General features: G+C 61.8%; 24 protein-coding genes and 2 tRNA genes. 13 read left to right on the top strand and 13 right to left on the bottom strand.

The window, feature by feature from the left end; translation table 11 throughout:
* Nucleotides 1–43: 43 nt before the first annotated feature.
* Nucleotides 44–1,405: a putative ATP-dependent zinc protease gene (locus AUR64_RS15420; protein WP_058582860.1), complete on the bottom strand. Its 1,362-nt coding sequence runs from the start codon at nucleotides 1,403–1,405 to the stop codon at nucleotides 44–46.
* A gap of 185 nt (nucleotides 1,406–1,590) precedes the next feature.
* Between AUR64_RS15420 and AUR64_RS15425 the strand changes: the two genes are divergently transcribed.
* The 7 genes from AUR64_RS15425 to AUR64_RS15455 all read left to right on the top strand — a co-directional run bounded on the left by AUR64_RS15425 (nucleotide 1,591) and on the right by AUR64_RS15455 (nucleotide 7,031).
* Entirely contained in the window at nucleotides 1,591–2,616 is a 1,026-nt protein-coding gene (locus AUR64_RS15425) for a succinylglutamate desuccinylase/aspartoacylase family protein (protein WP_058582861.1), read from the top strand.
* 189 nt (nucleotides 2,617–2,805) lie between these two features.
* Nucleotides 2,806–3,198, top strand: coding sequence for a succinate dehydrogenase, cytochrome b556 subunit (gene sdhC, locus AUR64_RS15430; RefSeq protein WP_058582862.1), 393 nt, complete (start codon nucleotides 2,806–2,808; stop codon nucleotides 3,196–3,198).
* 1 nt (nucleotide 3,199) lies between these two features.
* Complete coding sequence (locus AUR64_RS15435) at nucleotides 3,200–3,571, top strand: succinate dehydrogenase hydrophobic membrane anchor subunit (RefSeq protein ID WP_058582863.1); 372 nt, start codon at nucleotides 3,200–3,202, stop codon at nucleotides 3,569–3,571.
* Between the two features lies 1 nt (nucleotide 3,572).
* Complete coding sequence (locus AUR64_RS15440; protein WP_058582864.1) at nucleotides 3,573–4,469, top strand: succinate dehydrogenase/fumarate reductase iron-sulfur subunit; 897 nt, start codon at nucleotides 3,573–3,575, stop codon at nucleotides 4,467–4,469.
* A 45-nt stretch (nucleotides 4,470–4,514) separates the two neighbouring features.
* Complete coding sequence (locus tag AUR64_RS15445) at nucleotides 4,515–6,371, top strand: FAD-binding protein (RefSeq protein ID WP_058582865.1); 1,857 nt, start codon at nucleotides 4,515–4,517, stop codon at nucleotides 6,369–6,371.
* 70 nt (nucleotides 6,372–6,441) lie between these two features.
* Nucleotides 6,442–6,540: transfer RNA gene (locus tag AUR64_RS15450), tRNA-OTHER, on the top strand.
* Nucleotides 6,541–6,791: 251 nt separating this feature from the next.
* Complete coding sequence (locus AUR64_RS15455) at nucleotides 6,792–7,031, top strand: TrmB family transcriptional regulator (protein WP_240479623.1); 240 nt, start codon at nucleotides 6,792–6,794, stop codon at nucleotides 7,029–7,031.
* An 11-nt stretch (nucleotides 7,032–7,042) separates the two neighbouring features.
* Here the strand turns inward: AUR64_RS15455 and AUR64_RS21435 are convergent, their stop codons facing one another.
* The 9 genes from AUR64_RS21435 to AUR64_RS15495 form a co-directional block, all read right to left on the bottom strand.
* Nucleotides 7,043–7,201 carry a DUF7563 family protein gene (locus AUR64_RS21435; RefSeq protein WP_449271950.1) on the bottom strand — a complete coding sequence of 53 codons (159 nt, stop codon included), beginning with the start codon at nucleotides 7,199–7,201 and terminating at the stop codon, nucleotides 7,043–7,045.
* 182 nt (nucleotides 7,202–7,383) lie between these two features.
* Nucleotides 7,384–8,007 (bottom strand): hypothetical protein, encoded by a 624-nt coding sequence (locus tag AUR64_RS15460; RefSeq protein ID WP_058582866.1) that lies wholly within the window; start codon nucleotides 8,005–8,007, stop codon nucleotides 7,384–7,386.
* A 256-nt stretch (nucleotides 8,008–8,263) separates the two neighbouring features.
* On the bottom strand, nucleotides 8,264–8,914 hold the full coding sequence (locus tag AUR64_RS15465; protein WP_058582867.1) for a class I SAM-dependent methyltransferase: 651 nt from the start codon (nucleotides 8,912–8,914) through the stop codon (nucleotides 8,264–8,266).
* A gap of 132 nt (nucleotides 8,915–9,046) precedes the next feature.
* Nucleotides 9,047–9,241, bottom strand: coding sequence for a cold-shock protein (locus AUR64_RS15470; protein WP_058582868.1), 195 nt, complete (start codon nucleotides 9,239–9,241; stop codon nucleotides 9,047–9,049).
* 126 nt (nucleotides 9,242–9,367) lie between these two features.
* Entirely contained in the window at nucleotides 9,368–9,709 is a 342-nt protein-coding gene (locus tag AUR64_RS15475) for a hypothetical protein (RefSeq protein WP_058582869.1), read from the bottom strand.
* 47 nt (nucleotides 9,710–9,756) lie between these two features.
* Nucleotides 9,757–10,257: a hypothetical protein gene (locus AUR64_RS20595; RefSeq protein WP_155120629.1), complete on the bottom strand. Its 501-nt coding sequence runs from the start codon at nucleotides 10,255–10,257 to the stop codon at nucleotides 9,757–9,759.
* 281 nt (nucleotides 10,258–10,538) lie between these two features.
* A complete protein-coding gene (locus tag AUR64_RS20600; RefSeq protein ID WP_155120630.1) occupies nucleotides 10,539–11,039 on the bottom strand; it encodes a hypothetical protein in 501 nt (166 codons plus the stop codon).
* Nucleotides 11,040–11,295: 256 nt separating this feature from the next.
* Nucleotides 11,296–11,369: transfer RNA gene (locus tag AUR64_RS15490), tRNA-Thr, on the bottom strand.
* Between the two features lie 10 nt (nucleotides 11,370–11,379).
* The gene (locus AUR64_RS15495) at nucleotides 11,380–11,859 is read right to left on the bottom strand and encodes a GNAT family N-acetyltransferase (protein ID WP_058583003.1); all 480 of its coding nucleotides are present in this window, start codon (nucleotides 11,857–11,859) and stop codon (nucleotides 11,380–11,382) included.
* Nucleotides 11,860–12,043: 184 nt separating this feature from the next.
* Here AUR64_RS15495 and AUR64_RS15500 point away from each other — a divergent pair, with 184 nt between their 5' ends.
* From AUR64_RS15500 to AUR64_RS15520, 5 genes are all read left to right on the top strand, one after another.
* A complete protein-coding gene (locus AUR64_RS15500) occupies nucleotides 12,044–13,165 on the top strand; it encodes a branched-chain amino acid ABC transporter permease (protein ID WP_058582872.1) in 1,122 nt (373 codons plus the stop codon).
* Complete coding sequence (locus tag AUR64_RS15505) at nucleotides 13,162–14,586, top strand: branched-chain amino acid ABC transporter permease (protein WP_058582873.1); 1,425 nt, start codon at nucleotides 13,162–13,164, stop codon at nucleotides 14,584–14,586. The genes AUR64_RS15500 and AUR64_RS15505 overlap by 4 nt, the downstream gene beginning before the upstream one ends.
* Entirely contained in the window at nucleotides 14,579–15,532 is a 954-nt protein-coding gene (locus tag AUR64_RS15510; RefSeq protein WP_058582874.1) for an ABC transporter ATP-binding protein, read from the top strand. The genes AUR64_RS15505 and AUR64_RS15510 overlap by 8 nt, the downstream gene beginning before the upstream one ends.
* Complete coding sequence (locus tag AUR64_RS15515) at nucleotides 15,529–16,233, top strand: ABC transporter ATP-binding protein (RefSeq protein ID WP_058582875.1); 705 nt, start codon at nucleotides 15,529–15,531, stop codon at nucleotides 16,231–16,233. The genes AUR64_RS15510 and AUR64_RS15515 overlap by 4 nt, the downstream gene beginning before the upstream one ends.
* Before the next feature lie 143 nt (nucleotides 16,234–16,376).
* Complete coding sequence (locus AUR64_RS15520) at nucleotides 16,377–16,679, top strand: MazG nucleotide pyrophosphohydrolase domain-containing protein (RefSeq protein WP_058583004.1); 303 nt, start codon at nucleotides 16,377–16,379, stop codon at nucleotides 16,677–16,679.
* Nucleotides 16,680–16,718: 39 nt separating this feature from the next.
* Here AUR64_RS15520 and AUR64_RS15525 read toward each other — a convergent pair whose 3' ends face one another.
* Together AUR64_RS15525 and AUR64_RS15530 are read right to left on the bottom strand one after the other, a co-directional pair.
* On the bottom strand, nucleotides 16,719–18,095 hold the full coding sequence (locus AUR64_RS15525; RefSeq protein WP_058582876.1) for an ABC transporter substrate-binding protein: 1,377 nt from the start codon (nucleotides 18,093–18,095) through the stop codon (nucleotides 16,719–16,721).
* A gap of 118 nt (nucleotides 18,096–18,213) precedes the next feature.
* The gene (locus AUR64_RS15530) at nucleotides 18,214–18,804 is read right to left on the bottom strand and encodes a CBS domain-containing protein (protein ID WP_071391302.1); all 591 of its coding nucleotides are present in this window, start codon (nucleotides 18,802–18,804) and stop codon (nucleotides 18,214–18,216) included.
* Nucleotides 18,805–18,965: 161 nt separating this feature from the next.
* Between AUR64_RS15530 and udk the strand changes: the two genes are divergently transcribed.
* Nucleotides 18,966–19,661: a uridine kinase gene (gene udk / locus AUR64_RS15535; protein ID WP_058582878.1), complete on the top strand. Its 696-nt coding sequence runs from the start codon at nucleotides 18,966–18,968 to the stop codon at nucleotides 19,659–19,661.
* Between the two features lie 9 nt (nucleotides 19,662–19,670).
* Here the strand turns inward: udk and AUR64_RS15540 are convergent, their stop codons facing one another.
* Nucleotides 19,671–19,988, bottom strand: a complete 318-nt coding sequence (locus AUR64_RS15540; RefSeq protein WP_058582879.1) for a DUF5785 family protein — start codon at nucleotides 19,986–19,988, stop codon at nucleotides 19,671–19,673.
* Nucleotides 19,989–20,004: the final 16 nt, after the last annotated feature.

The following is a 20,004-nucleotide window of genomic DNA, read 5'->3' on the forward strand; positions in this document are numbered from 1 at the left end:
ACCGTCCGACGGCGGGTTGCTGAGTCCGCCGGATTACTCCAACTTACTCCAGATACTCCTCTTCGCGTTCGTCGTCGTCTTTCGCGTCGACGTCGGCGCGGCGGCGAACGTCGACACGGTAGTGTTCGAGGATGTCGCGGCCCAGAAGCAGTGGGTAGTCCATGTGGCTGCGGTCCTCGACGCTCGCGGTCACCGTGTGCTGGTTACCGCCGATACCGATGACGAGGTCGACGACCGGGCGGGCCTTCCCGCGCTTCATGCTGCCGGATTTGACGCGCGTCATGCTCTTGATGGGGCCGGCCCCGATTTCGGCGGCCAGCGAGGTGTCGATGCTCGTTCGAGTCGCGCCCGTGTCGGATTTGGCGAGCGTCTGCGTCGACCCGCTGGTGCCGCTGACGACGACGTCTTCGATGTAGCCAATCATCGGTACCTCCTCGTTCTCCGGCGGTTCGATGCGCGGCATGCACGAGGGTCGGGAGTCGTCGAGCGTCGCCGACAGTTCGTTCACGCGGTCGTCCTCGACGTCGCCGCCGGCGCGTTCGATAGCCAGTTGCGCGATGTGCGGTGCGGGACTCTTGCCGGTCGCTTTGTACAGTCCTTTGAACCCGGCCGTCGGGTTCACTTCGAGAACGTACCAGCCGTCGTTACCCTCGACGAGGTCGACGCCCGCGTAGTCGAGGCCGATGACTTCCGCCGCGTAGAGGGCGGTTTCGGCGGCCTCCTCGGGCATCGTCTCGGTGGCGTTCTGGACGTCGCCGCCGAGGGCGACGTTCGTTCGCCAGTCGCCTTCCGGCGCGTAGCGGTGCATCGCGCCGACGATTTCCTCGCCGACGACGTAGACGCGCAGGTCGCGGTGTCGGTCGCTGTCGCGTTCGATGAGTTCCTGCAGGAACGCCTGACGGTTGCCGACTTTCGGGTTGACCGGTTCGGTGAGGTCGACTTTCCACGTCCCGCCGCCGTGAGTGCCGATAGCGGTTTTGTAGACGCCGACGTCGCCGAACTTCTGTCGGCCCTGATTCAGGCGGTCGTTCGAGAGCGCGAGCAGTGCGTCGGGAACCTGGATGTTCCAGTCGGCCAGCGTCGCCGCCGTGGCGAACTTGTGGATGGCCGTCAGCACCGCACCGGGTTCGTTCAGCATCGGCCGGACGCGGTTGAACGTCGTCGCCAAGCCGAGACCCTCGGCGGGTTCCTCGGTGTTCGACAGCAAAAGTCTGTTCGCGATGACGTCGACGCCCGGTTCGATGGACACTTCGCTGTCTTCGATGTTCATCGCGGTGTTCTCGCGGCGGAGCCACACCGGTTCGTGACCGAGTTCCTCGACGGCGTTCAAGATTGCCTTGGTCTCTTTGCTGTTGTGCAGCGAGAGAACCCCGACACGCACCGTCTCGTCGTCTGAAAGAGCCATGTGGACAGACGTACCGAACGCAGTTTCAAAGATATGCCGGTCTAGACGCCGTTGGCGTCGTCAGCGTAACAATTCCGATGCGGTGGCGTCACGTCTGCGCTACAGTACGTTATATACGACTCGGCGTCGGATTAGATGCGATTCTGTCGTCGGTGTTTATAGTCGCCCACCTCCGAGGGGTGTTCATGAGCGACGACTCGGCCTTCACCTACAACGGGGGGAGGGTCGACCCGGGCGAGACGCAGAATCTGCGGTATAGTGTGAGCGAGACGTATCTGGGCGACCCGGTTCGGATTCCCGTAACCATCATCAACGGCGAACGCGACGGACCCACCGTCTTTCTCTCGGCGGCGGCACACGGCGACGAACTGAACGGCATCGAAGTCGTTCGGACCGTCGCCCACGGGTGGGACCACACCGACCTCTGCGGGACGCTCGTCTGCATGCCCGTGTTGAACGTGCCGGGCTTTCTCGCCCAGCAGCGCTATCTCCCGATTCTCGACCGCGACCTGAACCGTTCGTTTCCGGGCTCCGAGAGTTCGACGAGCGCCAAGCGGATGGCCGACCAAATCTTCAGAAACTTCATCGAACCGTGCGACATCGGTCTCGACTTCCACACGTCGACGCGCGGACGGACGAACATGCTCCACGTCCGCGGGAATCTCGAAGACGACGGCGTTCGACGCGTCGCGTACGCGTTCGGGTCGAACGTCATCCTCGACGGCGAAGGGCCGGACGGGTCGCTTCGCGGCGAGGCGACGCGCGCGGGCGTGCCGACTATCACGTTGGAGATGGGCGAAGCCCACCGGTTCCAGCGTGACCTCATCGACGAAGCGCTCGCGGGCGTCGAGAGCGTCTTCGCGGAGTACGGCGTCCGCGAGACGAGCGCTGTCCGGTGGCCGGGCTGGCGGACCGTCATCACCGGTGACCGTGAGAAAACGTGGATTCGCGCCGACGCCGGCGGCATCGTCGATATGCACTACTCTCGGGGAGCGCTCGTCCACGAGGGCGACCGAATCTGTACCATCACGAACCCGTTCCTCGACGACAACATCGCCGTCGAAGCGCCCTTCACTGGCCTTCTCGTCGGCATCTTGGAGAACCCCGTCGTCTACCCGGGCAACCCCATCTGTCACCTCGTCGAACTGAGTACGTCAACGCGGCGGGTGCTCGAACGCGAGCAGTCGCCGGTAGCGGACGCCGAGACGTAATCCGTCGGTGAGAGAGCGAGTCGACACCGCGAAGTCGGCGTCTCACTCCCGTTTCATCGCCGTCTCCGGCGTCGGCCGGAGACGTTCTTGTGTTCGGGAACGAAAGCGGCAAAACAGGCGAGCGCTCCCGGTTCCACGCGCGGACACACGTAACTTCTATAGCACCCCGGTTCCCAGACTCACGGGAGTATGAGTCAATCGTACAATCGAGGCCTCGTGGAGGACTTCGGCCGTTGGCGGGAGTTCTCGGCTGGCATGTGGGCCTGGATTTTCCACAAGTTCACCGGATGGGTGCTGGTGGGCTACCTGTTCACCCACATCGCCGTCCTCTCGACGGCGCTGACCACTCCACAGGCGTACACCGATACCATCCAGATGCTGGAGATGCAGCCTATCGTGCGCATTCTCGAAGTGGGACTGCTCGCGGTGGCGGTGTTCCACATTCTCAACGGGCTTCGGCTACTGCTCGTGGACCTCGGCGTCGGACTGGAGGCACAGGACAAGAGTTTCTACGCGTCGCTGGTGCTGACGGGCGCAATCGTCGTCGCAAGCATCCCGACGTTCGTCGCGGGGGCGTTCTGAGATGGCGGAACGCTACTCCTCGTTCGAGCGTGGCGGCCGGCGGTGGCTGTGGCAGCGCATCACGGCGGCGTTCCTCGTCGTCGTGCTCGCGTTCCACTTCTTCCTGCTGCACTTCGTCAACCACGCCGACGAAGTGACGTTCGCGGCGAGTCAGGCACGGATGGAGACGCTGACGTACTTCTCGTTGATGATTCTGTTCCTCGTCACCGCGACGTTCCACGGCGTCAACGGGGTCTACAACGCGCTGGTCAACCAGGGGCTGGAAGGCACGAAACTGAGCGTCGTCAAGTGGACGCTCGTCGTCGCCAGCGCGGTTCTCATCATCCAAGGCGTTCGGACCGCTCTCGCGTGGTCCGGAGGTATCCCACTCTAACATGAGCACGCAAGTACCCGAAACCCAAGAGACCGAAGAATCGGAGGCGGAGACCGAGACGGAGTCGGTCCCTGTCGCACAACAGCGACGCCAACAGCGCAAAGCCGACCGCCGCGAACGCGTCGAAGAACGCGAACGCGAGCGAACCGAGGAGGAAGCCGCGAGCGACGAGAACCGCTACCACCTCAAGGTGTTCCGTTACGACCCCGAAGTCGAGGGGAAACAGGAACCGCGGTTCGACGAGTTCCACGTCCCGTATCACAAGGGGATGACCGTCCTCGACGCGCTCATGTACGCGCGGGACCACTTCGACTCCTCGCTGACGTTCCGACACTCGTGTCGACAGGCCATCTGTGGCTCCGACGCGATGTTCGTCAACGGCCGGCAGCGACTCTGCTGTAAGACGCAGCTATCGGACCTCGAAGAACCCGTACGCGTCGAACCCCTGCCGCATCAGGAAGTCGTCAAAGACCTGGTCGTCGACATGGAACATTTCTACGACCAGATGGAAGCGGTCGAACCGTTCTTCCAGACGAACGACCTGCCCGACGGCGAACTCGACGAGCAGCGACAGACGCGTGAGAACCGCGAGAAAGTGAAGATGTCGACGCGCTGCATCTGGTGTGGCGCGTGTATGTCGTCGTGTAACATCGCGGCGGGCGACAACGAGTATCTCGGCCCGGCGGCCATCAACAAAGCGTACCGCTTTGCGATGGACGAACGCGAAGGCTCGGACATGAAGGAGCACCGACTGCGCATTCTCGAACAGGAACACGGTGTCTGGCGCTGTCAGACGCAGTTCTCCTGTACCGAAGTGTGCCCGAAAGACATCCCGTTGACGGCCCATATCCAGGAACTCAAGCGAGAAGCCGTCAAGAACAACCTAAAGTTCTGGTAGTGAACCTCAAGTTCACCCAGTCCTAACAACGCTCAGAAACCAGATATGTACGAACACGACGTAATCGTGGTCGGCGCCGGCGGCGCCGGCCTGCGCGCCGCTATCGCGGCGCAGGAAGAGGGGGCGGACGTGGCTATCGTCTCGAAACTCCACCCCGTACGCAGTCACACCGGCGCGGCAGAAGGCGGCATCAACGCCGCGCTCCGCGAGGGCGACTCGTGGGAAGACCACGCGTACGACACGATGAAAGGGTCGGACTACCTCGGCGACGCCCCGGCCATCGAAACGCTCTGTCAGGACAGTCCGAAAGAGACCATCCAACTCGAACACTGGGGGATGGCCTTCTCCCGCGACGACGACGGCCGCGTCAGTCAGCGACCGTTCGGCGGCCTCTCGTTCCCGCGGACGACGTACGCGGGTGCGGAGACGGGTCACCAGTTGCTCCACACGATGTACGAGCAACTCGTCAAGCGTGGCATCAAGGTGTACGACGAGTGGTACGTACTCAACCTCGCCGTCTCCGACGAAGAAGTCCCAGAGGAACGTAGCTGTCACGGCATCGTCGCCTACGACATCCAGTCGGGCGAGGTGTCGGGCTTCCGCGCCCGCAACGGCGTCATCCTCGCAACGGGTGGCCCCGGACAGGTGTTCGACCACACCACCAACGCCGTCGCCAACACCGGCGACGGCGTGGCGATGGCCTACCGCGCGGGCGTCCCGATGGAGGACATGGAGTTCATCCAGTTCCACCCGACGACGCTGCCGTCGACGGGTGTGCTCATCACCGAGGGTGTCCGTGGCGAAGGCGGCATCCTCTACAACGAGAACGGCGAGCGCCTCATGTTCGAGTACGGCTACGCGAACAACGCCGGCGAACTCGCCTCCCGTGACGTGGTGTCGCGCGCGGAGTTGACCGAAATCAACGCCGGTCGCGGTATCGAAGACGAGTACGTCCACCTCGACATGCGCCACCTCGGCGAGGAGCGCATCATCGACCGCCTCGAAAACATCGTCCACCTCTCGGAGGACTTCGAGGGCGTCGACCCGCTCGAAGAGCCGATGCCGGTCAAACCCGGCCAGCACTACGCGATGGGCGGCGTCGAAACCGACGAGAACGGCGAGACGTGCATCACGGGCCTCTACGCCGCCGGCGAGTGTGCCTGCGCCTCCGTCCACGGCTCGAACCGTCTCGGCGGCAACGCGCTGCCGGAACTCATCGTCTTCGGGCGGCGCGCCGGCGCGCACGCCGCGGGCAAAGACCTCGGCACGGCCGAAATCACGACCGGCAAGCGCGGCGAGTGGGAAGCGGGCGAAGTCGACACCCCCGTCGCCCCCGGCGCGGTTCGCTCCCCGGACGACAGCGCCGTCGCCGACGGCGGCGAGCGCGCTGCCGACGGCGGAACGATGGCCGCGACGGGCGACGAAGTCGTCACCCGCGCCGTCGACGCCGAGAACCGCCGCATCGACCACCTGATGACCAAAGAAGACGGCGTCCAGCACGCCGAGATTCGTTCCGAGGTCCAGAAGTCGATGACGCGGCACGTCAACGTCTTCCGCGAGAAGGAAGGCCTGAAGCAGGCGCTGGTCGACCTCAGAGAGGCCCGCGAGCGCTACACCGACGTGTACGTCAACGACCCCTCGCGGACGTACAACACCGACCTCATCCAGACCATCGAGACGCGGAACATCCTCGACCTCGCGGAGGCCATCACGCTCGGCGCACTCGCGCGCGACGAGTTCCGTGGCGCACACTGGCGCAAAGAGCACCAAGAGCGCGACGACGAGAACTGGCTGAAGCACACGATGCTGTCGTGGAACGAGGGGTCGCCGGAACTGTGGTACAAGCCGGTCATCCTCGAAGGCGAAAACAAGACGTACGAACCGAAGATTCGGAGTTACTGAACGCTGCAGTTCCGTTTTTGACCCCGAACCGACCAACGGCTATTAGTTCTCTCCGGCAGTAGATGTGACCGGAAGGGTGGCTCAGTGGTAGAGCGACCGCCGTTCGGGTGCGCACGCATCCACGGTGGATTACTTAAGGCTTCGCGTGGTTCGACTCCCGCCCCTTCCACTCTCCGGATTCGTTCTCGACGGTCCGCGTTTCACTCTCGGACTCGGTTATCGACGACGAACGATGATGCACGTTTGCGGCAAGTCACGACGACAGTCGAAACCATACCACCTGAAAGGAACGCCTACCGACGCCACGAACGGTTACTCGAATCCAGATTAATCCTTCTAGACGGTCCGAAACCCCGATTTTCACCGTTTTCGAGTGTGTTTCGACGACTGTCGTAGAGGGATTTTATTATTGTCGAAGTCATGGAGTTGACCAAGATGATGTCGCAGTCGAGTCAACGAACGACCGTTCCCGATACACTCCGCTCACCGCGCGCGAAACTCGTCTACCTGTACCTCTCGACGCACGGAGACGCCAGCGTCGCCGAATTGCAGGAGAGCCTCGCCATGACGAAGCTCACGCTCTACAGCATCCTTCGGACGTTGCAGGGGGAGGGCCTCGTCGGCCGCGACGCCAGTTCCGACCGATACGCGCTCGCGTAGCGACTTACCACTCAGCGGTTTCTCGGAGCGCGGGCTTTTCTCACAGTCGCTCCATCTCTCACCATATCGTCACACCGGGGACAGACTCGCGGGTTCTCCACCTCGTCGGGGGTGAAAACGCGGGCGTACGCTCGGGTGACGAACGCCCCACAGTTCGTACATTCAGGCATATCGATACGTTTCGAGAGTAGTCATATATAAAATTTACCGGATTTAGAGCAACGCCAGTACGACGCCCAGGAAAATGAGTGCGAACAGGAGTATTACGACGCCGAGGAAGAACCGGTCTACACCGTCCATTGTACACGAGTTGACACGGATTGAACATAAACGTTCGCTGCCCGATGAACGTTTACAGGTCCCGGCCGAACCCGCGGACCGACGCTTCCACCGAGAGTAGAGCCGCCAGTATCAACAGACAGACGGCGGACACCAGTGCGAGCACGGAGACGTCGACGACGGAGACACCGAGACCCGCCTGTGCGAAGGGGTTCTCGCCGCCGACAGCGACGTAGCGTTCGACGGCCGAGACGCCGCCGAACCCGAGAAGCACGAACGCGTGCGTCATCGTCGTTGCGAACCCACCGGTGAAGAATCCGAGCAGCGAACAGACTGCTTCGGCGTTGAGCAACTCCCGTGCTTGTGTCTCGTTCATCGTCCGGCCGAGACGGAGTCGCCACAGGCCGACACCGGCGTGGCCGAGACCAGTCAGCGCGACGAGTGAGACGGCAACGAGACCGACGAAGGCGACTTTCGGCGTCGAGAAGCCGACACTGCCGGGGAGATACGCCCGCCGAAGCGCTCCCGGGAGGACTGCGAGCGCCGGATACAGCGCCGCCAGCGAGAACAGCAGGTAGCTCTGCCACGTGAGTTTCTGCGTCAGAGACTGCTGAAAGAGGCTGTGTCGCTCCGCTTGCAGTCGCTCGTAGGCGGACTCGCCCAAGAGCGCGTCGGCAATCGGATCCTCGACGGACACGGTGGTGGGTCTCCGCTCCCGGTATTTCAATCTAACGGCGGGAACTCCTCTCCTTCGGTCGATATCGTGTTTCAAACGGACGACAATTTTGCGTGTGTCGTGCGTACGTCTGACATAGTTATATATCCCCACACCCCACAGTTGTCATTGCGCAGTACAGTGCTGCACACCAATATGTCGTGGGCACACCGCGACACCTGACACACCTTCTCACCGCTCTCGTCCAGCGAGCGACGGTTCGAGACGCCAGCGCTACCTACGCGTTCTCCGACCATCGGAACAGTCGAAGCGTGTCGTTGCCCAGTCGTTCCGACGTCACTTCGGTGAGTCCGCGAGCGGCGAACGTCCGATTCCACGCGCGGTAGTACAGCGGAACCGCGTCGTCGACGTAGTTCACTTCGGGCGTCTCCGTCTCACCTCGTTGTGAGTTCGCGGACTCTTCGCTGGGGCCTTCGATTTCGACGGTCAGCAGGCGGTCGGCCGTGATGCGGGCGAGTTCGTCGAACACCCACTCGTTGTCCGGGTGGATGTGCTGGAGCGTCTCCATCGAGTAGACGACGTCGAAGGCGTCGTCGTCGAACTCTTGGACGGCGTTCTCGATGGTGTCGATGTAGAACGTGCCCGCCGCGGCGAGTTCAGGGTACGCCTGCCGCATCACGGTCATCGCCTCCTCGTTGACGTCGATGCCGTGGAGGTCCTCGTAGCCGTGGTCGTGCAGATGTACGAGGTGGCGACCCGAACTACAGCCGAGTTCCAGAATCGAGAGGTCCGACTCTGCTTCGGTGGTTCGCTCGATACACCGACGAATCGCCTCGCTGGTCTCGTCGGGCCCGTAGTGCGCGTAGTAGTCCGGCGAGAACTCGCCGGACCGCTCGGCCCACCGCTGACGGAGTTCGTCGGGGGTCATACCGGACGAAGAGCGGCCGTGGGGTTAAGCGTCCGGTTCGACGGCCGTCGCATGGAGAGAAGCGAGACACTATCGGAGTGAGTGCGAAAAATGTGGAGTCGGTCGAAAGTCGCTGCAGTGTGACTTCGGCGTTTACAGTCGAGTGACGTTCGTCGCGCGCGGGCCCTTCGGGGCCTGCTCGATGTCGAACTCCACTTCCTGTCCCTCTTCGAGGTCCGGACCGCCGACGTCTTCCATGTGGAAGAACACGTCTTCGTCCGCGTCTTCAGTCTCGATAAAGCCGTAGCCGCCGGTGTCGTTGAAAAAGTCAACCGTACCTTTCGCCATTGCATCTGAGATAACTCGCTACCCACTCATAACCCTTTTGAGCGATTGGCGAGCACGGCTCAGTGTTTCGGGGTGGTCGGAGACACTGTGGCGGGTCGAACACCGAAAGAACTGGCTTCGGCTCTGTTATCCACTGAGAACGCCGAGAGCGTGGAACAACCAGTCGAATAGCTGGAGAGAGACGACGAACATGAGTAGCATACTCGAAATCGAGACGACCACGGTGACGAGTCGGTGAGTTGGGTCTGAAAGGTCGCCGAATACGTGCCGCTTGAATGCGATTCCTACGATGCCACCAGTGGAGATGGTGAGTAGCGGGACGCTCCCGTATGCGATTATCAAGGGCCACGGGACGGGTGGGAACCCAGTGAGAATCCGAACGATGAGGGCCACACCTACGACGACGGCGATGAGAACGGCCCACCGTTTCACGAAATCGCTCAACGGACGGTCCGAGGGGTCGGTCATCAGACGAGTAACTCTTTGGAATTGTGTTAAGTGTGAGTAGAGATATCTCAGGTGCACGAGTGTACGACGCTGACGCCTTCCGAGTGTCTGGTGACTTTGAGACCGATGAGCGGAAGGTCGTCACAGTTCGCGGTGACGTACGAGATAATCTCTTTTTTGTCCCTGTGAACGGTCACGACGATAGCGAAACCGCGTGGCGGGTCTTCGATAGAACTGTTGACGGTTTCGTTGGCACCGAGAGTGAAGTTGCCATGTAATCGGGCAGACTCGGGCACTTCCACCTTCGTGAAAGTTCGATTGTCACCTGGACTGGAAGGACCTACACCTTCTCCAATGGGGTAGGTTCCTTGTCTACCGTCGCTAAGACGAAGTGTAATATTGGCAGGTAGATCCACCACATACACTTTGAAGAAGGTCTTATCATCCACAAGATTCTCCGCGACAAACTCTACTGGCACCTCTTGGTCTGCTGGTGCGTCGATGACCGAGTCGAGACATCCTGCACTGAGAACCAACAAGACGACGACGACCACCCCAACTTTCCTCATGGTGATAACAGACAGACAAGTTACTTGAAGATATCTAGCTGAATCAGATTGTCAATTCCTCGGAGGCCGAGTTTCTTATGTGCTCGACGAACACCCTCGTCGACCTCCATTCCCCGACCGCGGAAGTGTGCCATAGTGCGGCGAACGGGTTGTACGGCGACCACTCCAGGTGCCCGAATACGTCGATTCTCGCATCAGAGCGCTCAAACAGCATAATGTGCAGTCGCTTCGGGGCGGCGAACATCAGCGCGAATCGCCGAGCAACAGGGTTGTACTAGAGGTTATACACAAGCATACGTTCCACTAGCACCTTCTGGATCGTACTCCACCCTGAGCTGAGCCAACGCTAAGTCATCACAATTGGCCGTGACATAGGAGGCAATTTCTTCTTCGTTCTGATAGATAACAACTACAATTGCAAAGTTTCGCGGGAGTGAAGAAATTGAGGTTTCGTTTGAGTCACCCGGCTTCAACGAATCTCTTCCATGAAGACGGGCCGACTCTGGTAATTCAACAGTCTCATACACACGCCCATCTCCCGGGTCGTGGATACTGAGACCTTGACCGATAGAGGTGGTAACGCGTGAATCATTATCTCGACGAATAGAATACTCTGCTGGGAGTTCGACGACAGAGACCTCCATCACCTTCGTGTCGTCCATCGAATTGTTGAGTATCAGCGTCACCGGCCGCTCTTGGTGGGTGGGCCGGTCGATTGGTAGTGTAGTACAGCCTGCGGTTAGAATGAGTAGTCCTATTAGGAGAACAAAGATTCGTTTCATTCTGAAAGCTAACACGGGTTCACATAAGTACCTAATTAGACCGACATTTGTGGTTCGGCGCTGCGGAGGCTGAGGTATTGGACCCGCTGGTACGCAGGTAGGCTAAGGAAGTAACGTCAAACTGGAACCCGGACACAAATTAACAAGCCAGAAGCGGGATTTGAACCACGGTCGTTCCGCTCACTGCGCTCGCTTCACTCACTGATTCAAATTCCACCGTCTCGCGCACACGTCCTCGCTGTGCTCGGACGAGAAGAGCCAGGAGTGGGATTTGAACCCACGAAGTCTCGATTACAAGTCGAGTGCATGCACCGCCCATGCTCTCCTGGCGCGCCGACAGTTATCGGTCCGTCGGGTCGGTATTATCGTTTTCGACACGCTTCTCTAACTCGACGCGGTGGAGGCGGTAGCCTCTGCGCTCGTACAGTCTGCGAGCGGCGTCGTTGTCGGCCATCGCTTCGAGTCGGACCACGCCCGCGCCGGCGTCGGCGAGCGCACCCTCTGCGGCGTCGAGCAACGCCGTTCCGACGCCAGTGTTGCGATACTCCGGTTCGACGTAGACGTTCTGAATCGTGCCGCGGGGAACGTCCTGCTCGTAGCCGTCGGCCTCCGGTTCGAACATGACGAAGCCGACGATATCGGGGTCACGAGCGACTAACAGCCCGCCGGTGACGATGTGGCGCGTGATAGCGTCGTAAATTTGGCTGCGGTTCTCCTCGGCGTGGAGGTGTGAGCCGAACTCGCGCTGGCCGTCGGCGAGCGCCACCCACAACTCCGCGATACGCCCTGCCTCGGCCATCTCCGGCGGTTCTATCTGGATGTTCACGTGGGTTCGTCTCTGAGTCGACACGCTGACGTGACGCTGTTCGATTCGATGCTGTAATTTTCACCTTCGAGTACCATAGAGTTTTCTGCAATCGGCATCAGTGAGGGCGGTCCCGCGTCGGAATGAAGAAACACTTATAAGTGTTTCACGTCCGCACACATCATGGTGATAGTTAACAATGGGTATCGCTGAAACCTACTCCCGGAGTCGTCAGTTCGTCGACAGACGGCCGCTGACGCACTCACTCGCCGCTGCGGCTGGCGTCGGTCTCGTGCTGTATCTTCTGTGGGTACTCGTCTCGCAGTTGGTGACCGGACAGCTACAGATTCACGAACTCGGCGAACTGATGTGGGACGGACTGATGCGCGGCCTCGTCATCGGGCTGGCGGGCGTCGGTCTGTCGATGACGTACAGTATTCTGAACTTCGCCAACTTCTCGCACGGCGACTACATCTCCGCCGGCGCGTTCTCCGGGTGGGCGACGACGTACCTCATCGCGGGTCTCGGCCGGGCCGACATCGGGTCGCTGTTGCTCGTCGGTGCCGGCGGGTCGGTGTTCGGCGGCGCACTCGGCATCGGTATCTCGACGACGCCGCTGGCGGTGGTTCTCGGCGTCGTCGTCGCCGGCATCGGTGCGGTGGCACTGTCGCTGTTCGTCGACAGAACCGTGTTCAAACCGCTTCGCGGCGAGGACGGCATCACGCTGCTCATCGCCAGCATCGGCGTCGCGTTCGCGCTTCGGTACTTGATGCAGTTCGTCTTCGGGTCCGACGTCCGGGGAACCACGTCGCAACCGCCGGCGTACTCCTTCTACGTCGTCGACGGCTGGGTTCGCGTCAACTATCACGACATGACGCTGTTCGTCGTCGCCATCGGCCTGATGGTCGGCGTTCACCTGCTGTTGCAGCGGAGCAAACTCGGCAAAGCGATGCGGGCGATGTCGGACAACGGCGACCTCGCTCGAATCACCGGCATCCCGACCGAAGGCGTCGTTCGCTGGACGTGGATTATCGGCGGCGCGCTCACCGGTATCTCGGGGTACATCTTCGTACTCTGGAAAGGGACGCTCGCGTTCGACGACGGCTGGCTGCTCCTGTTGCTTATCTTCGCAGCGGTCATCCTCGGCGGCATCGGCTCCGTCTACGGCGCAATCGCCGGCGGCATCGTCATCGGCCTCACCGCGTCGATGGCGGTCATCTGGATTCCGTCGGCGTTCGCCCGCGCCGCCGCGTTCGCCGTGATGATTCTCATCCTCTTGGTGCGTCCGCAGGGTATCTTCGCCGGGAGGGCCACAGCATGAGCGCCAACAACGGAGGTGACGCCGGTCCGGCGAATAGCGGCCGCGTCAACGACGTAATAACCCGACTCCGCGAGGGCGACGCGGGATTGATTCTGCTCGTCCTCGGCGGCATCTACCTCGCGTACATCATCAGCGGCGTCATCCTCGGCTACCAACTCCGCGGCCAACTCAACTCGATAGCCGCGCTGACGTTCTATATCGGCGTCTTCGCGCTGTTGGCGCTGGCATTGAACCTCCACTGGGGGTACACGGGACTGTTCAATATCGGCGTCGTCGGCTTCATGGCCGTCGGCGTCTACGTGATGGCGCTCGTCTCGAAACCCGTCTACACGCCGGGTGGAGCGGCACAGGTCGGCGGCCTCGGACTCCCGTTGTGGGTCGGTGTGCTCGCCGGGATGCTCGCGGCGGCGCTGTTTGGCTTCATCGTCGCGTTACCGGCGTTACGATTGCGGGCGGACTATCTCGCCATCGTCACCATTGCGATGTCCGAAATCGTCCGCTTCTCGTTTCTCTCCAGCGAGTTCCAGCAGTTCACGCTGTTCGGCAATCAGGTCGGCTTCGGCGGCGGGTCGGGGCTCATCCTCGACTACACGCAACCGCTCGAAGCGTTCTTCCGGACGTTCGGCCTCTGGGACGCCTATCTGGGCTTCGTCACCGCGTTCGGGTCGTTCGGGCCGCTGAACCTCAACAATCCGAAACCCATCGTCGACAGCCTCATCTACGGCGGCGTGTTGCTGCTGTTCATCGGCGCGTACTACTGGCTGCTGAAGCGGACCGGCGAGTCGCCGTTCGGCCGCGTGCTGAAAGCGATTCGGGAGGACGAAGACGTGGCGAACGCTCTCGGCAAGAACACCAACCGGTTCAAAATCAAGTCGTTCATGCTCGGCTGTGCGCTCATGGGTCTGGCGGGCATCCTCTGGTTGGCCGTTCAGGGTGCGGTGACGCCGAACTTCTTCCGCCCGCGCATCACGTTCTTCGTCTGGATTGCGCTCATCATCGGCGGTGCGGGGTCGAACACCGGTAGCGTTCTCGGCGGCGCAATCTTCGCGGGCGTGCTGTATCAGGGGCCGCTCTACCTGAAAAACGTCTTGGAGGCGGTGCTGCCGCAGACGAACGCGCCGAACGGGTTCGGGCCGGCGGTCGCACCCATCTTCCAGTCGCTCGACCCGCTGCCGTTCGTCTGGTACACCCTCGACAGTATTCGGCAGCTTCAGTTGGTCATCATGGGTCTCGTACTCATCTGGCTGATGCACAACCGCCCCGAAGGCCTGTTGGGTCACCGCAAGGAGATTGCGGCCAGCATCGACCTCTCGCGGCCGACGCGACAGTCGTCGACTGCAGCGGCCGACGGGGGGTTCGTGAACGGAGTGAGCGAAACGAACGACAGTTCGGCGAACAGCGGAGGTCAGAGAGATGAGTGAATCCGAAGAGACGACCGGAGTCGACGACGCATCGCAGTCGGTCGACGGAGGCCGAACGGAAACGAGAGGAGAAACCGACGGGGTCGACGAGAGGGACGAAACCGGCGCGGAGCCGACGACAACCGACGCGCAGTCGCCGTCGACGCTCGACACCGACGCGACGGGGAGCGAGACGGGTGAGTACCCGCTTCGCGTCGAGAACCTTCGCAAGACGTTCGGCGGCATCGTCGCCGTCGACGACGCGAGTTTCGAGGTCGAACGAGGCACGCTCACGGGACTCATCGGTCCCAATGGAGCAGGTAAGTCGACGACGTTCAACCTCATCACGGGGATGCACACGCCCGACGAGGGCCGTGTGCTGTTCAACGGCGAGGACATCACGGGCCTACCCCCACACCGTGTCGCCGACAAGGGACTCGTCAGGACGTTCCAAATCGCCCGAGAGCTCTCGGAGATGACCGTCTTGGAGAACATGATGCTCGCGCCGAAACACCAGCGTGGTGAGGCGCTGTGGCGCTCGGTGACGCCAGGCGTCCGAGACGACGTCGTTCGGCAGGAAGAGGAACTGCTCGAACGGGCGTGGGAGATGCTCGATTTCTTCGAGATAGACCACCTCGCCGAGGAGTACGCCGGCAATCTCTCGGGCGGCCAGCGCAAACTGCTGGAGATGGCGCGCGCGCTCCTGACCGACCCGGACATGCTGCTGTTGGACGAACCGTTCGCGGGCGTCAACCCGTCGCTGGAACACCGACTACTCGAACACGTCCACGAACTGCGCGAACAGGGCTACACGTTCCTGTTGGTCGAACACGACATGGACCTCATCATGCAGAACTGCGAACACGTTATCGTCATGCACCAAGGCAAGGTGCTCACCGAAGGAACGCCGAGCGACATCAAACAGAACGAACAGGTCGTCGAAGCGTACCTCGGAGGCAACGTATGACGCTGCTTCGAGTGCGCGACCTCGACGCCGGATACGGCGACTTACAGATTCTCACCGACGTCGACTTGAACGTCGAAGACGAGGAGTACGTCACCATCGTGGGGCCAAATGGTGCAGGAAAGTCGACGGTGATGAAGTCCGTCTTCGGACTCACGACGCACATGGGCGGCACCGTTAGCTTCGACGACACCGACATCACGGGAGCCAATCCGGAGGACATCATCCGCCTCGGCCTCGGCTACGTGCCGCAGAACGACAACGTGTTCGGGACGCTCAGTGTGCAGGAGAACCTCGAAATGGGGGCGTACATCCTCGACGAAGTACCGAAAGATTCGCTCGACGCCGTCTACGAGCGGTTTCCCATTCTCGAAGAGCGCCGCGACCAGAAGGCGGGGACGATGAGCGGCGGTCAACAACAGATGCTGGCGATGGGTCGCGCGCTGATGCTCGACCCTGACCTGTTGCTCTTAGACGAACCGAGCGCCGGCCTCGCGCCCGACTTGGTCGACGAGATGTTCGACAAAATCGACGAGATAAACGAGGCGGGGACGGCCATCCTGATGGTCGAACAGAATGCGAAAGAAGCGCTGCGGCGCTGTGACCGCGGGTACGTCCTCGTCAACGGCCAGAACCGCTACATGGACACCGGACGCGCGTTGCTCGACGACCAAGAGGTCAGACAGGACTTCCTCGGCGGGTAGTCGCCTCTCTCGGCTGTTTTAGCTGTCTTGGCTTTCTCGACTCCCTTGTCTCTCGTCGCGCGTGCGGGCACGGCGACGACACTCCGAAACGACTTCCTTCGAGGCGTGAGCCTCACTACCCGATGCGAGAGAATCACCGTTCGATGCCCGAGCAACAGCAAGTCGCCGCGTTTCTCGACCAGTACGATATGCACGCCGACCCCGCCTACCAACTGCTGGACCTCACATCCGAAGTCGGCGAACTCGCCGCCGACGCGACGAAGTCCTCGCAGTGGGGTGCGTCACCCGAGGACCTCGACGTCGAGAGCGACGAACTCGGAGACGCGCTGTTTTCGCTTCTGACCGTCGCCGAGTCGCTCGACATCGACGCCGGCGACGCGCTACGCGAGTCGCTCGAAAAGTATCAGCAACGTATCGTCGACACTGGCAGCGCGTCGTCCGAATAAAAGCCGAGTTGGTGGGTGGTCGTCTAGCCGGATACCGGCTCAGTTGCCGCCCGACAGCGCCGTCTCGATGACCGAGGAGTACGACGCCTCGCCGATGTTGAACGACACCTGATTCGTCACCGTGCCGTCGAACTCGCTTTCGAACACCTCGGTGAAACGGTTCGACAGTTGCTGGCCGTAGTCGTTGTTGACGTACAGCGTTGCGACCGACCCGGCGTCGAGACGCTCGGAAGCGACCTGTGCCATTACGCGGCCCTGCAGGAAGTCCGACGGCGCGGTCCGGAAGATGAAGTCGTCGTCTTCGAGGTTCGACACCGACAGTGCCGTACTCGAGGGCGAACAGCCGACGACTTCGTTCGGAATGAACGCCTGCTGGGAGACGGGGACGTTGACGCCCGACGACGCCGACCCGCACACCGCGGGAACACCCGCGCTGACGAGCGAGTTCGCCGCCGAGACACCCGCGTCCGGCGAGGTCTGTGTGTCTTCGATTTGGGCGTTGACCGTGAGGTCCAAGTCCGAATCGTTGACCTGCATCGCCGGAATCTGCGCCGCCTGAATCATCGGCTGACCGACCGACGCGAGGTCACCCGTCTCCGGTAGGAGGATACCGACCGAGATTTCGCGGCCGAGGCCGCCGGAGGCACTGTCGGCCGAGGGTCCGGCCCCATCGGGGTTGTCACCCTCGAACGACTGTGTCTCGATAGCAGGGGTGTTCTGCGAACCCTGTCCTTCGAACTCCCAGATGGCGTACGCCGCGGAGGCGGGGTCGCCCTGTTCGTTGAAGTTCGTCGAACTCGACGCACCCTGGTAGTTGATGTCGTCGCCGTTGGCCGCCGCTTCGACGGCGGCGATGAAGTCCTGTGGGCCGAACTCCTCGCCGCCGGGGTTGGCGATGCGACGGAGCTGGTCACGAATCGCCGGGCCACTGTTCTCGCCGGCAGCAGCGTTGGCGAGGATGAGAAGCGCCACCGAGTCGTACGACTGCGAGGTGAACACGCTCGGTGCGGCGTTGTACTCGTCTTGGAACAACTGGGTGAACGCGTCCTGATTCGGACCGCCCGCCGCCGGCGCGGTGCCCGTGACGTTCGCCATGTCGTTGCCGACCTGACCGGGCATCGTCCCATCGCGCAACCCGTCGGGAACGAGAATCGACTCGCTTCCGTCGCTCGCGCTGTAGTAGTCGCGGAACAGTTGAATCCCACTCTCGGGGTAGCCGATGACGACGAGCGAATCCGGCCCGTCGCCGCCACCACCGCCACCGCCGCCGGTGCTGCCGTTGCCGCTTCCGTTGCCGCCGCCATTGCCACCGTTTCCGCCGTCGTCGCCGGGGCCCTGTACACAGCCGGCCAGACCGACCGCACCGGTCACACCGACCGCTTTCAGAAAGTTACGCCGTTGGATACCACGTGTCATGTTACCGCATGGGAAGGGGTAGTTTATAAAGTTACGCCTTCTGTGCTGACATGTGACGGGCAGTATCACACCGCAGTCTGGTGGTTCTTCGCGGGGACGAGCGTACTATCCGCGCGATTCACACTTCTCGGCAGTCCGAACAGACCAGTTGCCCGTTGACGTTCGAGAGCGTCCGGGCGAGCGACCCACAGATTTCGCAGATGCTCTGTGAGGAGTACGTCTCGGGGTCGATACCGCCGTTGGTCTCCGCGTTCGGGGGGCCGCCGCCGGGGTCACCGAACTCGGTGCTGTCGGCGGGCGTGCGCTCTTGGCCGTCCGCGCGCATCTCGTCTTGGGTCAGCGTCGCCGCCATCAGGACGTCGCGTTCGGTGAGTAGGCCCACGAGTTCGCCGTCGTCGACGACGAGTGCCCACGGCGTCGCTTCAGAGCGCATGTGGTCTTCGGCGACGACGAGTGCCATTTCGGACTCGACGATGGGTTCGGGGTCGGTCATCACCGCCGAGACGAGCGTCTCGTCGTCGTCGTCCAACACGACACCAAGCGCCGTCCGCGAGGAGACGACGCCGACGGGTTCGTTCCCCCTGAGGACGACGATGCAGTCGGCGTCCTCCTCGAACATCAACTCCGCGGCGGCGCGGACCGTGTCGGATTCGCTCACGCCGACGAACTCTCGTTCCATGGCATCGCGTACCGTGACATCCGTATTCATACTAGAGCGTAAGCCGGAATCGGGCTAAAAGCTACCTCCAGTAGAGTTAATCCGCTAGACGTGCTATCTCTCTGCTTCGTGGATTCGGGTGGCACGGCCCGCCTTCGCATCGAACGGCCGAAACAGTAGGTTCAAATCGCTCGGCGCATGCCTACCGAGTAATGACTATCCCCTCGTTCGTCATCGGCATCGCGGGCGGTACGGGGGCGGGAAAAACCACCGTCTCTCGACTCATAACCGAGAGCGTCGGCGAGTCGGTGACGCGTATCCCGCTCGACAACTACTACGAAGACCTCAGCCACCTCGACTTCGAGGAACGAACCGAGGTCAACTACGACCATCCCTCGGCGTTCGAGTGGGAACTGCTCCGCGAGCAACTGCGACTGCTCACCGAGGGCCAGTCCGTCGAGATGCCGCAGTACGACTTCGAAGAACACAACCGAAAGGACGAACGCATGACCGTCGAACCGACGGACGTCATCATCCTCGAAGGGATTCTGTCGCTGTACGACGAGGCGGTAAACGAGATGATGGACCTCCGTCTGTACGTCGAGACGGACGCCGACGTGCGGATTCTCCGCCGTATCGACCGCGACGTCGTCGAACGCGGCCGGAATTTGGAGGGCGTCATGGACCAGTATCTCTCGACGGTCAAGCCGATGCACGAGCAGTTCATCGAACCCTCGAAGAAACACGCCGACCTCATCATCCCCGAAGGTGCCAACAGCGTCGCTGTCAACCTGTTAGAGGAGAAAGTACGCGCGGAAGTCACCGGCGACGTCGCACGCGATTGGGAGCGAGAGACGTTCGACCGCGAGGTGTCGGATGCGGTGACGCTGAGCGAGTCCGAACCCTGAGTTTCGGGGTCAGGAACGACTGCGGGTGAAGTTCTCTGCGCCCTCGTAGAACCAGAGGTCGTTGGCGCGCATCGCGCGACCGACCGCTTTGTGGAAGTCGACGAAGTCGGAGAACTCCTCTTGGTCGACGTGTTCGAAGATGTCTCGGAGCGCAACGACGCGTTCGTAGTCGAGACGAATCGGGTCGTCGCCGTACTCGGAGACGAACTCGTCGCGGTTCAGCGGGAAATCCTCCTCTTCGTCGATTTTCTTGGCGATGACGGCGTGGCCGTACTTGCGACGTCCTTCGCTGCCCTGTTCGCCGTCGGGGTCGTGTGGCCAGTCCATACCCGGCAGTTGGTCG

The sequence above is a fragment of the Haloprofundus marisrubri genome, from assembly GCF_001469955.1.
GTDB lineage: Archaea > Halobacteriota > Halobacteria > Halobacteriales > Haloferacaceae > Haloprofundus > Haloprofundus marisrubri.

Coding starts and splice junctions, on each gene's coding strand:
- AUR64_RS15420 (WP_058582860.1), bottom strand. CDS start 1,405: ATGGCTCTTTCAGACGACGAGACGGTGCGTGTCGGGGTTCTCTCGCTG.
- AUR64_RS15425 (WP_058582861.1), top strand. CDS start 1,591: ATGAGCGACGACTCGGCCTTCACCTACAACGGGGGGAGGGTCGACCCG.
- sdhC (WP_058582862.1), top strand. CDS start 2,806: ATGAGTCAATCGTACAATCGAGGCCTCGTGGAGGACTTCGGCCGTTGG.
- AUR64_RS15435 (WP_058582863.1), top strand. CDS start 3,200: ATGGCGGAACGCTACTCCTCGTTCGAGCGTGGCGGCCGGCGGTGGCTG.
- AUR64_RS15440 (WP_058582864.1), top strand. CDS start 3,573: ATGAGCACGCAAGTACCCGAAACCCAAGAGACCGAAGAATCGGAGGCG.
- AUR64_RS15445 (WP_058582865.1), top strand. CDS start 4,515: ATGTACGAACACGACGTAATCGTGGTCGGCGCCGGCGGCGCCGGCCTG.
- AUR64_RS15455 (WP_240479623.1), top strand. CDS start 6,792: ATGGAGTTGACCAAGATGATGTCGCAGTCGAGTCAACGAACGACCGTT.
- AUR64_RS21435 (WP_449271950.1), bottom strand. CDS start 7,201: ATGCCTGAATGTACGAACTGTGGGGCGTTCGTCACCCGAGCGTACGCC.
- AUR64_RS15465 (WP_058582867.1), bottom strand. CDS start 8,914: ATGACCCCCGACGAACTCCGTCAGCGGTGGGCCGAGCGGTCCGGCGAG.
- AUR64_RS15470 (WP_058582868.1), bottom strand. CDS start 9,241: ATGGCGAAAGGTACGGTTGACTTTTTCAACGACACCGGCGGCTACGGC.
- AUR64_RS15475 (WP_058582869.1), bottom strand. CDS start 9,709: ATGACCGACCCCTCGGACCGTCCGTTGAGCGATTTCGTGAAACGGTGG.
- AUR64_RS20595 (WP_155120629.1), bottom strand. CDS start 10,257: ATGAGGAAAGTTGGGGTGGTCGTCGTCGTCTTGTTGGTTCTCAGTGCA.
- AUR64_RS20600 (WP_155120630.1), bottom strand. CDS start 11,039: ATGAAACGAATCTTTGTTCTCCTAATAGGACTACTCATTCTAACCGCA.
- AUR64_RS15500 (WP_058582872.1), top strand. CDS start 12,044: ATGGGTATCGCTGAAACCTACTCCCGGAGTCGTCAGTTCGTCGACAGA.
- AUR64_RS15505 (WP_058582873.1), top strand. CDS start 13,162: ATGAGCGCCAACAACGGAGGTGACGCCGGTCCGGCGAATAGCGGCCGC.
- AUR64_RS15510 (WP_058582874.1), top strand. CDS start 14,579: ATGAGTGAATCCGAAGAGACGACCGGAGTCGACGACGCATCGCAGTCG.
- AUR64_RS15515 (WP_058582875.1), top strand. CDS start 15,529: ATGACGCTGCTTCGAGTGCGCGACCTCGACGCCGGATACGGCGACTTA.
- AUR64_RS15520 (WP_058583004.1), top strand. CDS start 16,377: ATGCCCGAGCAACAGCAAGTCGCCGCGTTTCTCGACCAGTACGATATG.
- AUR64_RS15525 (WP_058582876.1), bottom strand. CDS start 18,095: ATGACACGTGGTATCCAACGGCGTAACTTTCTGAAAGCGGTCGGTGTG.
- AUR64_RS15530 (WP_071391302.1), bottom strand. CDS start 18,804: ATGAATACGGATGTCACGGTACGCGATGCCATGGAACGAGAGTTCGTC.
- udk (WP_058582878.1), top strand. CDS start 18,966: ATGACTATCCCCTCGTTCGTCATCGGCATCGCGGGCGGTACGGGGGCG.
- AUR64_RS15540 (WP_058582879.1), bottom strand. CDS start 19,988: ATGGACTGGCCACACGACCCCGACGGCGAACAGGGCAGCGAAGGACGT.